The following is a 13,133-nucleotide window of genomic DNA, read 5'->3' on the forward strand; positions in this document are numbered from 1 at the left end:
CCACTGTCGCAGGCGTCCTCGGCGCTGCCGTTACCGCTCTCCTACGTGCCGTCGCATTCGAGTTCCGCCTTCATCGTGGCGCCCGGCTTGTTGAAGTGCCCGGTGGAACTCCACACGTCGACATCGAGGTCGAAGTCGGCGTAGCGGTAGTAGCTGCTGTCGAACCATCCGCCGATCCTGGCCTTGCCGATGATGGTGTTGCGGGAGACGAACCAACCCTTGATGTAACAGCCCGGAGGCCACAGGCCGCACTGGATCGCCGGGATGGCGATGAGGTGCCGCTGACAGTACGAGAAGCGGTTCTTGATCCAGCCACCGTCGTTGCTGGAGCTGTCGTTGGCGGCGCACTCGTCGACGTTGTCGATGTACTGGTACGGGTCGGCGGGCTTGCGTCCGCGATTGAAGCGCTCGCTCGGCACGGTGTAGGAGCGGCCGGCAGCGTCCTTGCTCTGGTTCTTGGGCTGGGCGGACGGGCCGCTGGTGGGCTTGAGATCGAGCCGGCCCAGATCCCCGTCGGCGGACAGGGCGTCGACGACCTTCTGCGGGTCTGCGACCAACTTCGGGTCGGTGATGACGTACGCGTCACCGGGCTTGAGAGAGGTGGCCTGTCCCGGGACCTCGGGAGTGTCGGCGGCCTGGGCGGGCAGCACGGACAGAGCGAGCAGCACGGCCGACAGGGCTGTAACGACCGTTGTTCTTCTGCGGAACAACATGATCCTCCGTGACGTCGGTGTCACCGACGCGCAGAGGGCAGCCGCTGGAGGTCGACCTGGGCATGCCAAGCCGCGAAGTGTGTTCTACGTAGGCGTCCACTGGTCGGTTCGGACGCGACTCCCGTCACGTCGGCCGTTCACGCCCCTGGGGGCACGCCGGTCTCAACGGGAGTCAGCTTGCTCTCAACTCCCCACCAAAACAATGAAGTTGAATCAATCTGACTCAAAGGGCGGGGCGCCGCGAACCGGCCTGACCGAGCGTTCGGCATATGCCATGAGCTCAGCCTCCTTGCTCGACGACGCAGCGGACAGCCGGAGGAACGACCCGTCTCCGTTCGAACGGATTGGCGTGATATCGCTCCCTGGGCGGGCTCGTCACGGCACAGCGAGCATCGGCTTGATGGCGGTGCCGTTCATCGCGTCGAACGACACCTTGAACTGCGGTTGGCGACCATTGAGCGACGTACCGACCGACGGGAGCGAGCCCCGACGGCGGTGCGGCGGTGCCCCGATCAAGCGGAGACGGCCTGCGCCGCGACGGCCGGCGCGAGCGTCATTCCTCGTGCCCAGCAAATCCCTGACAGGGCATTGACCGTGCCACGCGGTGCTGACAACGTTGTCTCGCCTGCTTCTCGGAGATCCAGTGTGGAGGTCCCGCCGTGTCACTCCCCAACCCCAGTCGGCGCAAGATGCTCGGCCTGCTCGCCACAACGGGTGCGGGTGTCGCGCTCGCCGGGGCGATGCTCAACACCGCGTCGGCCGCGGCTTCGCCGACGGGCGGCCTGTGGTGGCCGCGCGAGCGAATACTGCCCGGCTTCGCCGAACCCCGTGCACTGGACGTCGCGGACCTGACGGCGGCAGACGCCGACGAACAACTGCTCTTCGCCACGCTGCAGGGCAACGTGAATCGCAGTCGGCCGCGGATCGCCCTGCTGCGCGAGTCCGACGAGGGGGCGACCACCTGGCTGAAGACCGCCGGCCTGACCTACCGCACGGCCGGGGATCCGTGGTCGCTGCTGGCGAAGTACCGCTCGGAGATCAGCGGCGTCATCGTCACCGACCCTGCCCAGCCCGCGACCGTCAACCTCGCCACCACGTTGGCCGGCCTGCGGGGCGCCGTGGCCGCCTCCCCCGACCAGTTGGCCAAGCTGACCGCTGCGCCGTACGGCCTGAAGGTCCTGGTCGACCTGCGCGGCCGGTTCTCCGACGAACTGTCCGCCTACCGCTGGGCGGTGGACAAGCTCTGGCCGCACGCCAGCCACCGCCTGTTGGTCGGGCTCGACCCCAGCGTCGGGGCCTATCTGCGCGACTACGCGGTTGCCACCCGGGCGTTGGTGCTGTGGATCCAAGCCGACCAGCCCAACTCCCGTGAGCTGGGCGAGCGGGTGATGTCCCAGATGCCGGCCGGCTCCCCCTATATGGGCTGGTTCCCCTCCGGTGTGGGCGGCGAGAGTGACGGCACCGAGCTGACCTCGAAGCACGGCCTCGTGGTGCTGGCCAGCGACTGGTCGCAGAACCTGACGGTCTTCGGCGGCGTGCAGGCGCCGCTGGCGAGATCTCAGGTGACAGTGCCGACGCCGCGCCTTGGCAACCGTATCTACGTCACCTTCACCATGACGGAGGGCGACAACCTCCAGTACAACCAGCACCGCATGCGGGTGCTGTGGGACGATCCGGCGCGCGGTGCGGTGCCGATCAACTGGTCCACCACCCCGGTGCTCGCCGACGCCGCGCCCACCTTCCTCTCCTACTACCAGCGCACCGCCACCCGCCAGGACTATCTGATGGCCGGGCCCTCCGGCGCGGGTTACGCGTATCCGACGCCTTGGCCGGACGACACCTTCCGGGTCTTCACCGAGACCAGCGCCCGCTACATGCGCCGGACCGGGATGGACAGCGCGGTGATCCTCAATCGCACGTCCGGCTCGGACGTCCCGCTCACCGGTGCGAAGGCCCGCCAGTACCTCCACGACGTGCGTCCGCTCGGTCTGTTGGAGGAGTGGACCACCCGAACCGAGATCAGCGCCCTGGAGGGCAGCGTGCCGCTGTCGGTCAGCTACCTGACCGACTCCGTGGCGGACGCCCGGGACGCGATCGCGAAGGCATCCGCCGACTGGGACGGGACCAAGCCGCTGTTCCTGTCGATCGGCACCCTCGCCTGGAATCTGACCCCGGCCGACGTGGTCACGATCGCCGGCTCGCTCGACTCCCGTTATCAGGTGGTCCGCGGCGACCAGTACTTCCGGCTCGCCCGCAAGGCGCTGGACCTTCCGCCCGCCTGACCGACGAGGCCGGACAGCCCGCCGGAGGTCGGGGGCATTGACCGGGGAGGGGGCGCCGCGGCCACCTGCGGCGCCCCCTCCGCACCTTCGGACCGCGACGTGTGCCGCGTGGCTCACAGCTACGCTGACCGTTGTCTTAACGGAGTTTCGCGGACACCAATGTGGACAACGCCAACCGTCACGTCCGGTTGAGTTTCTTCGGCGGGTGAGCCGGCCCGGCCGCACGGCAGTCGGGAAGTCATGAGGTTCGGTTGCTGATCTTGCCTGCCGCTACACCATGCCCGTGGCCCGAGCGAGGCGTTCACCTTCCTTGAGGCGGGCATGCGCCTCCTCGCCGAGGGTCCGCACCAGCCCCGCCACCACCGTCTCGATCACGGCCATGGTCGGCACCAGGCTGTCGTACGGGGAAGGCGCGGTCACCTGGGTCGCCAGCACCACTTCGGAGTGGTGCGCGGCCGGCGACAGCCACGTGTCGGTGAAGAGGACGACCCGCCCGCCGCGTTCCCCGAGCAGCTCGGCGAACGCCGCCTTGTCCGGCTCGTAGCGCCGGTAGTCGAAGACGACCAGGACGTCACGGCGGCCCCAGCCGGTCATGGCGGCGGTCCGCTCGACGGTGCGCTCGGACAGCACCGAGACGCCGTCGCGCAACTGCATCAGATGGAGCGCCAGATACTGGGCCAGGTGGTGCGTGAAGCGGCCGCCCGTCAGGGTGATCCGGCGCTTGGGGTCGCCGAGCAGCTCGATCGCGCGCTCAAGGTCGTGCGGGGGCAGCTCGTCGTAGGTCTGCGCCAGTGCCGCCGTGAAGACCCGACGGCCCTGGTCGAGGAGGCTCTCGTCGCCCTCCTGCTCGCTCGCGCCGCGGTCCGAGGCCTCGTAGAGAGAAAGGGGAGAGGCGCTGCGTTCGTCGAGCTCCGCGCGCAGGCCGGCCTGGAAGTCGGGAAAGCCGCGGAAGCCGAAGCGGCCCACGAACCGGAGAACCGTGGGGGCGCTGACGCGGGCACGTTCCGCGACGACGGCCACGGTCTCGAAGCCGGCGGCGGGATAGTCGGCGAGGAGCACCCTGCCGACCCGGCGCTCCGCGGGGCTGAGTTCCCCCAGCTGCTGGCGGATGCGGTCGGCGAGGGTGCCCATGGCCATGAAACGGTTCCTTTGCGGGACGAGCGGTTTGTCGACCTTAGCGCTGCGCGGCGGAGCCCGGTCGGTCGGCGTCGATGTCCAGCCGCAGATCCAGCAGCGTCTGCGGCGTGCGGCCGTCCGCGCTCAGCGGACGAAAGCCGCGCGGTTCGGTCAGGGTGACGGTGAATCGGGGGTCGTCCTCGTACGTCGTCGCTGTGGCGGTGCGCCGGGTGGACGCGGCCAGCGCGCGTGCTGTCCCGCGCAGGCTGTACGGCGTGCCCGCGGCGTTGGCGGGGGAGTAGAAGACATCGGTGTTGGGCGGCACCGGAGCGTGGGACGTCGGGGCCAGGCGGTGCTTGTCCGGGGTGGCCGCTCTGCCGGTGCGCGGGTCGTAGCTGTCGCCCGACGTCAGGTATGTGTAGCGGGCGTTGTGCAGGTGCCAGCCCGCGGGCCCGTCGCCCGCGTGGGAGCCGGACAGGTCCAGCACGCTGACGCCCTGGCTACCGACGACCTTGACCCGCTCGCGTGTGCTGCCCGCGTCGTCGACCACGAGGGCCGTGTCCTCGTCGAGGGCGTAGACGAGGTCGTGACCGGTGTCGGCGGCCAGGCGCAGGGAGCGGCCCTCGCGTCCGTTGGTGCCGGTGTGGGTGTCGAGCAGGCCGGAGCGCAGGAAGCCGAAACCGCCCTGGGGGAGATAGCCGAGGACGGTCGGGTCGTCGAAGTAGCCGGGTCTGCTGCCGTCGCGAAGAGCCGGGTAGGAGTCGCCGCCGGTGAGCATGTCGGGACCGGAGGCGATCTGCGCGCCCGCGCTGGAGCCCGCGACGACGGCGCCCGCCTTCAGCTTGGCGCGGATCGCGGCCAGCACCTTGGAGTCGGTGTGCTGCTCGCCGTGCAGCAGGCTGGTGACGTACCGGTACTGGTCGCCGCCGCCGAAGAAGAACCCGGTCATCGAGTTGATCTGCGCGACCACCGCGTCGGAGTCGGCGTTGGCGATGTGGTCCAGGTCCACCGGGACCCACTGGGCGTCGGCGGCACCGTGCCGCTTGAACAGGTCGGCGTAATAGGCGCCGTTGCACGCGGAGTTGCTGCACGTGGCGGGATCGCCCGCGTTCGGGTCCTGGCTCTCCGGGACGGAGGCCGCGGTGAGGACGCCGATGCGGGCCTGCCCGGGGCCGCCCGCGCGGCGGATGATCTCGCCGTAGACCTGCGTGTTGTCGTCCTTGAGGCCGCCGCCGACCAGCACGAGCGACCCATGGCCGACGGCCGAGGGCGTGACGGAGGCGGGCGCCGGGGCGGCGCCGAGCACGGCGAGACAGACGGCGATACCGGCCGCGCCGGCGCCGCGCCGCATGCCGCGCGAGGGGCGGGGGGAGTGTGCGTGAGCGTTCAATGCGGGACTCCTGACGGGGGTGTTGAGCGCGTGCCGCGCGTGGCGGCCGGAGACCATCCGGTGGTGCGAGGGGTACGCCTCGCCGTGACGTGGCCGCGCCACGGCGAGGGCGGGGATCACACGGCCGAGGGGCCGTGGGTGTCGCCCAGCTCCGCGATGAGGGCCGCCAGCAGGGCGATCCGCCCCGGCACGGAGGACACGTCCAGCCACTCCGCAGGACTGTGATCACCTCCGCCGACGGGACCCAGCCCGTCCAGGACCGGAATCCCGGCCCCGGCGATGAGGTTCGCGTCGCCGACGCCGCCGGTCGCGGCCGCGCCCACGGACAGGCCGAGCCCGGCGCCCAGGCGCAGCGCGGACGCGGCGAGCTGCCGGACCCGGTCGGTCTCCTCCATCGGCGGGCACACGTCCGTCACCTCGACCACGGCACGTGTACCGGCGACCCAGGGGGTGTGGGCCAGGTCCTCGACGGCCCGGCGGCAGTCGTCCAGGGAGCGCGCCTTCGAGGACCGGATCTCGACGTGCAGCTCCGCCTCCGCGGGCACGATGTTGGGCCGCGAACCGGCCCTGACCACACCGACGTTGACGCTCACGTCCGGGAACCGGCCGTTCAGGTCCTGGAGGGCGATGACGAGATGGGCCGCGGCCAGGGCGGCGTGGGAGCCCCGCTCGGGCTCGATCCCGGCGTGCGCGGCGCGCCCCGTGACCGTCACCCGCAGATCGGCCACGCCCTTGCGGGCGACGACCAGGTCGCCGTTCTCGCGGGCGCACTCCAGGGCGAGCGCGCAGTCGACCCCGGCCGCTGTCGCCTCGGTCACCGCCCGGCTGACGGGGGAGCCGATCTCCTCGTCCGGTGTGGCCAGCAGGACGAGTTCGGCGTACTGGTCCCAGCCGAGCGCGTCGAGCGCCTCGATCGCGTGGATCCCGGCGAGGAGTCCGCCCTTGTCGTCGCTGACCCCGGGACCGTGGGCGCGGTCGCCCTCCACGGTGAAGGGCCGCAGGCGCGCGGTCCCGTCGTCGAAGACGGTGTCCATGTGGCCGGCCAGCAGGATCCGGCGGGCACCGTCCGCGGCGGCCAGAGCGCCCGTGCGGCGGGCCACGAGGATGTCGCCGGAGCGCTGTCCGGTCGGCAGCGTTCCTCCGGAGAGCCGCTCGACGGTGAATCCGAGCCGGTGCATCCGGCCCTCGACCCAGTCCGCGACCCGGTTGATCCCGTCGGGACTGTACGAGCCCGAGTCCACGGAGACGAGCTGCTCCAGCTCGTCGAGGTAGCGGGGTAGCGCCGCGCGGGTGTGTGCCAGCAGACCGTCCGTCGCGGGACGGCCTGCCACCGGGGCGCTCACAGGACCTTCGACAGGAAGGCGCGGGTGCGCTCCTGCTGAGGCCGGGTCAGGACGTCGCGGGGGCTGCCCGCCTCCACCACGACGCCGTCGTCCATGAACACCGCGGTGTCGGCGACCTCGCGCGCGAAGCCGATCTCGTGGGTGACCACGACCATGGTCATCCCGTCCTCGGCGAGCGCACGCATGACGTCCAGGACATCGCCCACCAGCTCCGGATCGAGGGCGGAGGTCGGCTCGTCGAACAGCATGAGGCGCGGCTTCATGGCCAGCGCACGGGCGATCGCGACGCGCTGCTGCTGGCCGCCGGACAACTGCGCGGGGTGGTGATGGGCCCGGTCGGCGAGACCGACCCGGTCGAGCAGTTCCATGGCCTCCTCGCGCACCTGGGCCCGCTGCCGCCGCGCCACTCGCACCGGTGCCTCGGTGACGTTCTCCAGAGCGGTCAGGTGCGGAAAGAGGTTGAAGCGCTGGAACACCATGCCGATGGAGCGCCGGTGCTCGGCGACCTCGCGCTCGCGCAACTCGTACAGGCGGCCGTCGCGTTCGCGGTAGCCGACCGGAACCCCGTCGACGGTCAGCCGTCCGCCGTCGATCTTCTCCAGGTGGTTGATGCAGCGCAGGAAGGTCGACTTCCCCGACCCCGAGGGGCCGAGCAGACAGCACACCTGACCGGCCTCGACGGTCAGGTCGATGCCTTTCAGCACCTCCAGACGGCCGAAGTTCTTGCGGACCGCCTCCGCGCGCACCATCGGCTCCGCCGTCGTGGGCGCGGAGGCGGGGGCGGTCTGTGGAGCAGTCGTCATGCCGGGTCCTTCACGGTCTTGGACGGGCCGGCCTGGTCGTTCGCCGGCTTGCGGAGGAGGGCGCCGGCGGAGAACAGACGGGCCAGGGGCGAGGGACGCCCGCCGGTCGAGCCGCGGCCGTAGCGGCGCTCCAGCCAGGCCTGCGGCAGGCTCAACAGGCTGACCAGGGCCAGGTACCAGATGCTGGCCACCATGAGCATCGGGATGACCTGGTAGTTCTGCGCGTACACGTCCTGGATGTTCGACATCAGGTCGTGGGCCGCGATCACCGAGACCAGCGCGGTCATCTTGAGCATGTTGATGGTCTCGTTGCCCATCGGCGGGATGATGACGCGCATCGCCTGCGGCAGCACGATCCGCCGCATGGTCAGCGCGGGCCGCATCCCGAGCGAGTGGGCGGCCTCGGTCTGCCCCGTGTCGACGGACTGGATGCCGGCGCGCACGATCTCGCTCGCGTACGCGGCCTCGTTCAGGCCCAGCGCCAGCAGCGCGGCGACCGAGGGAGTCAGCAGGGAGTTCGTGTCCCCGCTGAGGAAGGTGATGTCGGTGAACGGGATCCCGATGAGCACCTTCTTGTAGAGGGCGGCCGCGTATCCCCAGAAGATGATCTGGACGAGCAGCGGGGTGCCGCGGAAGACCCAGACGAACAGGGTCGAAAGGCCGTAGAGCACCGGGTTGTGCGACAGGCGCATCACGGCGAGCAAGGTGCCGAGGAGCAGGCCGAGCGCCATCGCGGCGGCGGTGAGCCACAGCGTGGTGACCAGGCCGTCGAAGATGAGCCCCTCGAAGAGGTAGTCGCCGACGATGTCCCAGTGCAGATTGGCGTTGCGGGCCAGCGAACCGATGAGGCCGCCGACGGCCAGCAGGGCGGCGAGCGCCGCGATCCAGCGGCCCCAGTGCCGGACCGGCACGATGCGCGGCTCGGGCGGGGGCGGGGCGTCGGCGCGGGACGTGCCCGCGGTGACGGATGCGGTGGTCATGCTCAGTCCACCGCCGCGTTCTTCGTGGCCGTCTCCAGAGCGATCGAGGCGACCCCGTACTTGGCGTAGATCTTCTTGACGGTGCCGTCGTCGATCAGTGACTGAAGTGCCTTCTGCACGGCGTCGGTCAGCTGCGGCAGCTTCTTGGAGATGGCGATGCCGTTGGGGGAGGCGTTGTAACCGCCGGGCGCCTGGGCGTCCTCGACCAGCTCGAAGGTCTTGCCCGCGTCGGCGGTCTTCGCGGTCCAGCCGGCGGCCGGCTTCGTCAGGACCTCGGCGTCCACCTTGCCGGAACGCAGGGCCAGTTGGGCGTCGGAGTCCTTCGGGAACGTCTGGATGTCGATTTTCTTGCCGCCGCACTCCTTCTGGTGCGCCTTGAGCAGCTTCAGCTGGTTGGTCGCGGCCTGCACGGCGACCTTGCGGCCGCACAGACCGTCAAGGTTCGTGATCTGCTTCGGGTTGCCCTTCGCCACGAGGATTCCGGAGCCCGACTGCGAGTAGTCGACGAAGTCGACGACCTGCTGACGCTCCTTGTTGTCGGTGATCGCCGACATCGCCGCGTCGAACTTGCCGGCCTGGATCGCCGGCACGATGCCGTCGAACTTCTGCGGCGTGAAGGCGAACCTCACCCCGAGCCGGGCCCCCAGCGCCTGGCCCAAGTCGTAGTCCAGACCGGTCAGTTCGCTCTCTCCCTCCTTTACGAACATCTCGAACGGCGCGTACGGGACGTCGGTCGCCACGCGGACCGTGCCGGACTTCTTGATGGCGTCCGGAAGCGCCGCGTGCAGCTCGGCGCTCTTCTTCACCGTGACCCCGGCGATCTTCAGGGATGCGGGGGCCTTGGCGTCGGTGGTGTCCGAGGCGCTGTCGCAGGCGCCGAGGAGGCAGACGAGCGCGGTACTCGCGGCGGCCACGACGAGGTGGCGTGATGTGGATCTGGGAGTCACGGGAGGGTTCCTCACGCTTGCGGCGGAGCTGATGGAGTGTTCGAGCAGGGAAATTACATCCAGAGCGTCTCCGTGCATAGATGTATCGCTCGTTACGTTCAGGTAACGCGGGGCGGTGACGCGCGCGAACGGTCAGATTCCGTACTCCATCAGGGCATTGCATGCGGCTCTGCGGCAGGTTCCGAGGAAACCTCGGATTACATATGGCGCTGGAGGTGGGCTACTTGTATGTTCCGAATCCGCCTCAAGGTGTGGCCGGCGTAACGGCGCCGGGCCAAGAGGCCTGAGCGGAAGGAGACTTCGTGAAACCCCTCTCCCTCACCCGTGGTGGGCTGCGCTCGGCGCTGCTCGCCACGGTTCTCGCCCTGACGGTCGCCGGGCTGGCCGCCCCGCCCGCCGCGGCGCGGGCCGACCGGATCCGTCTGGGCAGTTCCAGCGACGTCAGCCGCAGTACGTGGTCGGGCCCGGCCTACACCATGAACGGCGACGGCGGTGTCGTGGCCGCGTCGATGGGGCGGGCGATCGACACCATCCGCGGCGCGAGCGGCAGCCTCGACGTCGTGGTCCTGGCGGGCTCGGCCCCCTCCTCCGGGAGCGCCACGCCCGAGTGCGACACCGTGATGCGGCTCGCGGGCGTCAACTCCTGTACGACCTGGACCCTCACCGCCGCCTCCGACGGCAACAACACCCAGGTCAACCAGGACATCCGCAACGCCGAGTTCGTGTACTTCGCCGGCGGCAACCAGTGCCGTTACGTGGCCTGGAAGGGCACCGCCCTCCAGGCGTCGGTGCAGGCCGTCGTCGCCAAGGGCGGCGGAGCGGGCGGCGGCAGCGCCGGCACTCACATCAACAGCTCCGTCGTCTACGACGCGTGCCGGGGCAGCATCACCAGCAGCGAGGCGCTGGCCGACCCCTACGACTCGTACGCCACCTTCACCACCGGCATGTTCTCCTGGCCCCACTACGGCGACACGATCAACGACTCCCACTTCGTCGCCCGCGACCGGATGGGCCGCCTGATGTCGTTCACCGCGCGGGCGGTCAAGGACGGCCTGACGGCAGGGGGCAAGGCGTGGGGCGTCGGCGTGGACGAAGGTGGCGGCTCCCTCTACCTCGACGCCCAGGGCAAGGCCACCCTCTACGGAGCCGACGCCTATGTCGTCCTCGCCGACCACCAGCCCGAGAAGGCCGTCGCAGGACAGCCCCTCACCTACAAGGGCTTCAAGCTCTGGCATCTCAAGCCCGGCGCCACCTTCGACTTCGCCCAGCGCCCCACCTGCGGCTACTACCAGCGCAGCGTCACCGACGGCCGACCGGACGCCGGACTGTACGACGGAACACCGTCCGCCTGCTGAGCACCGGACATCTGCGGAGCGGGCTCCGGCCGCGGGGGCCCGCTCCGCAGGCACGTATCGCCGCTGACGTGTCTCCCCGAGGGGCCGAACGTCAGCCGACGGTCACGCCGCCGCGGGGCGCCGTCCCGGCGGGCCAGGACCCGATTCCGCTTCCGATGCCCCCCGGGCAGCCGTCGACCTGCGCCGACGCTCGATTCCGCTTCCGCCATGAGCAGCGACGGGGCCCGCGCGCGTGACCACTCCGTGCGGTCGTGGCCTCCGGCCGGGACTCCAGCGGACAACGGCTCCTGGTCCTCACCCGCGCCACCACTGCGGTAGGAGCTCGGGAGCACTGCCGCGACAGCGAGGAGGAGATTCCCGAGTCTGACGTCGGAGGAAGTGTCGGTACGCACCGCTTTCGGCTGACGAGCGTGGAGAATGAACGGTCCATGGACACGACCTCGATGAAGACAGCCTACGAAGACCCGTCGACCCGGCGGCGCTGGCGCCGAACGGCCCTGTTCCGCCTCGGCGCCTTCCTGCTGTCACTGGCGTCCTTCCCTGTGTGGCTCTTCTTGGTGGTCATGACGTCGGTCTGGGCTCTGGTGGTGTTCCTCCCGCTCCTGTTGGTCCTGCTCTACGCGGCCATGCTGAACGTCGTACGGCTCTGCGAGGTCATGAGTCTGCGCCGGATTCTGCGGGTCTATCCGTGGCAGTCGTGCCCCGGGGCCGTCGGCCTGGCGAGCAATGGCGCCGCGCGGTTTTCGTTGCCTGACCCGGAGAGCCCCGGGAGGGAGGTTTCGGTCGGTCATGGCAACTGGCTGGGCAGCGGATTCACGTTCTGGGTGCGGGCGGCCAAGGCGGGGACGGCGCACGAGGTGTGGTTCGCGGGTGATCCGCGGTTCCTCGGCGTCGCAGCGGTGCCGGGGCCACGGCGGCTGGTGCGGGTGGCTCAGCGGGAGGCTCTGGACGGCCGGATGTCGGCCCGTAAGCGCGGAGTCGGCTCCGAGGCGCGGGAGCGCGCCAAGGCTGCGGGTGCGCGCGTCGGTTGAGGGCTTCGGCGTCGTCGTCCGTGTGCCCGGGGTTCCGGCCAGGTGGCCCGAGAAGTCGGGGGCGCGGTCGGCGCCGGGAAGCCGGTGGGCGTAACCGGCTGCGCGGATTCCGCTTCGTCGCCCCCGCTTCGTACCCCGACGCGACTCCTCGTTAGCCTGGCCGTTCCGACCAGCGAATACGGCGTGGGCTCGCCACCTTGGTGCTGCCGTGCGCCCGTCGAGAGGAGAACCGTCGGTGAAGTTCGGGATCAATGTGCTCAATTACGGGCCGGGCACCACCCCCGCATCCATGGAGGACTGGGTTCTCCGCGCCGAGGGGCTGGGGTTCCACCTGGCGATGATCTCGGACCATGTGACGCTCCCTCAGGAGGCCCTGCCGGTCTTCCCGCCGCCGTTCTACGACCCGTTCACCACCCTCGCGTACCTCGCCGGGCGCACCACGACCATCGAGCTGGGCACCACGGTCATCGTCCTCCCGTACCGGCACCCGCTGCAGACGGCCCGGGTCGCCGCCAACATCGACCAGATGTGCAACGGCCGGTTCGTGTTCGGCGTGGGCGTCGGCTGGTCGGAACAGGAATTCAAGGCGCTGGGCGTCGACTTCGCCGCCCGCGGCAGGATCACCGACGAGTACCTGACGTCCATCAAGGACCACTGGACCAAGCCGCTGATCTCCTTCCACGGCGAGCACCTCGACTACACCGACATCACCACCGGCCCCGCCCCGGCCCGTGACCCGCACCCCCCGGTGTGGGTCGGCGGGCTCAACGGTCCCGCCATGCGGCGTGCCGCGCGCTTCGGTGACGCCTGGCACCCGTTCGGCCTCGGCCCGGCCGAGCTGCGGGAGCGGCTGCCCAAGCTCAGGGCCGCCGCCGAGGAGGCCGGGCGCCCCACGCCCGCGCTCGCGCCGCGGATCCCGCTGCACATCACCGAGCAGCCGGTTGCGGAGGAGGGGCGGCTCACCGGGCACGGCACCGTCGCTCAGGTGCGGCGCGACCTGGAGGAGCTGGCCGAGCTCGAGCCCGACTGGATCGTGCTCGACACCTTCCTCACCTTCTACCTCGGCGCCGTCTCCGCCGATGAGGTGCCCCGCCACGACCCGGCCCAGCTGGAGATCGCGGCGGCCGAGCTGTTGGACCTCAAGGGCGAGACCTTGCGCTGACGACTCGTCAG

Annotated in this window: 11 protein-coding genes; 4 read left to right on the plus strand and 7 right to left on the minus strand. The window is 70.4% G+C overall.

The window, feature by feature from the left end; translation table 11 throughout:
* Positions 1 to 41 precede the first annotated feature (41 nt).
* Positions 42 to 713 carry a hypothetical protein gene (locus ACYBSK_RS13035; protein ID WP_460246144.1) on the minus strand — a complete coding sequence of 224 codons (672 nt, stop codon included), beginning with the start codon at positions 711 to 713 and terminating at the stop codon, positions 42 to 44.
* A gap of 659 nt (positions 714 to 1,372) precedes the next feature.
* On the opposite strand from ACYBSK_RS13035, the gene ACYBSK_RS13040 reads away from it, so the two are divergent.
* Positions 1,373 to 2,995, plus strand: a complete 1,623-nt coding sequence (locus ACYBSK_RS13040) for a GxGYxYP domain-containing protein (protein ID WP_460246145.1) — start codon at positions 1,373 to 1,375, stop codon at positions 2,993 to 2,995.
* Between the two features lie 270 nt (positions 2,996 to 3,265).
* Here the strand turns inward: ACYBSK_RS13040 and ACYBSK_RS13045 are convergent, their stop codons facing one another.
* The 6 genes from ACYBSK_RS13045 to ACYBSK_RS13070 form a co-directional block, all read right to left on the minus strand.
* The gene (locus ACYBSK_RS13045) at positions 3,266 to 4,132 is read right to left on the minus strand and encodes a MurR/RpiR family transcriptional regulator (RefSeq protein ID WP_460246146.1); all 867 of its coding nucleotides are present in this window, start codon (positions 4,130 to 4,132) and stop codon (positions 3,266 to 3,268) included.
* 37 nt (positions 4,133 to 4,169) lie between these two features.
* Positions 4,170 to 5,501, minus strand: a complete 1,332-nt coding sequence (locus ACYBSK_RS13050) for a cyanophycinase (protein ID WP_460246147.1) — start codon at positions 5,499 to 5,501, stop codon at positions 4,170 to 4,172.
* Between the two features lie 116 nt (positions 5,502 to 5,617).
* Entirely contained in the window at positions 5,618 to 6,832 is a 1,215-nt protein-coding gene (locus ACYBSK_RS13055; protein WP_460246148.1) for a M20 family metallopeptidase, read from the minus strand.
* Between the two features lie 8 nt (positions 6,833 to 6,840).
* Positions 6,841 to 7,647 (minus strand): amino acid ABC transporter ATP-binding protein, encoded by an 807-nt coding sequence (locus ACYBSK_RS13060; RefSeq protein ID WP_460246149.1) that lies wholly within the window; start codon positions 7,645 to 7,647, stop codon positions 6,841 to 6,843.
* Positions 7,644 to 8,627, minus strand: a complete 984-nt coding sequence (locus tag ACYBSK_RS13065) for an amino acid ABC transporter permease (RefSeq protein WP_460246150.1) — start codon at positions 8,625 to 8,627, stop codon at positions 7,644 to 7,646. Before ACYBSK_RS13065 ends, ACYBSK_RS13060 begins: the two co-directional genes overlap by 4 nt.
* Before the next feature lie 2 nt (positions 8,628 to 8,629).
* Positions 8,630 to 9,574, minus strand: a complete 945-nt coding sequence (locus ACYBSK_RS13070; protein WP_460246151.1) for an ABC transporter substrate-binding protein — start codon at positions 9,572 to 9,574, stop codon at positions 8,630 to 8,632.
* 302 nt (positions 9,575 to 9,876) lie between these two features.
* Between ACYBSK_RS13070 and ACYBSK_RS13075 the strand changes: the two genes are divergently transcribed.
* The 3 genes from ACYBSK_RS13075 (at position 9,877) to ACYBSK_RS13085 (ending at position 13,122) form a co-directional block, all read left to right on the plus strand.
* Positions 9,877 to 10,929 carry a hypothetical protein gene (locus tag ACYBSK_RS13075; protein WP_460246152.1) on the plus strand — a complete coding sequence of 351 codons (1,053 nt, stop codon included), beginning with the start codon at positions 9,877 to 9,879 and terminating at the stop codon, positions 10,927 to 10,929.
* Positions 10,930 to 11,357: 428 nt separating this feature from the next.
* The gene (locus ACYBSK_RS13080; protein ID WP_460246153.1) at positions 11,358 to 11,960 is read left to right on the plus strand and encodes a hypothetical protein; all 603 of its coding nucleotides are present in this window, start codon (positions 11,358 to 11,360) and stop codon (positions 11,958 to 11,960) included.
* A 235-nt stretch (positions 11,961 to 12,195) separates the two neighbouring features.
* On the plus strand, positions 12,196 to 13,122 hold the full coding sequence (locus ACYBSK_RS13085; protein WP_457477074.1) for an LLM class F420-dependent oxidoreductase: 927 nt from the start codon (positions 12,196 to 12,198) through the stop codon (positions 13,120 to 13,122).
* Positions 13,123 to 13,133: the final 11 nt, after the last annotated feature.

The organism is Streptomyces sp. BYX5S (genome assembly GCF_054724165.1).

Excerpts from the sequence above, each read along its gene's own strand:
- ACYBSK_RS13045 (WP_460246146.1), bottom strand. The coding sequence starts at position 4,132 with ATGGCCATGGGCACCCTCGCCGACCGCATCCGCCAGCAGCTGGGGGAA.
- ACYBSK_RS13060 (WP_460246149.1), bottom strand. The coding sequence starts at position 7,647 with ATGACGACTGCTCCACAGACCGCCCCCGCCTCCGCGCCCACGACGGCG.
- ACYBSK_RS13035 (WP_460246144.1), bottom strand. The coding sequence starts at position 713 with ATGTTGTTCCGCAGAAGAACAACGGTCGTTACAGCCCTGTCGGCCGTG.
- ACYBSK_RS13065 (WP_460246150.1), bottom strand. The coding sequence starts at position 8,627 with ATGACCACCGCATCCGTCACCGCGGGCACGTCCCGCGCCGACGCCCCG.
- ACYBSK_RS13080 (WP_460246153.1), top strand. The coding sequence starts at position 11,358 with ATGGACACGACCTCGATGAAGACAGCCTACGAAGACCCGTCGACCCGG.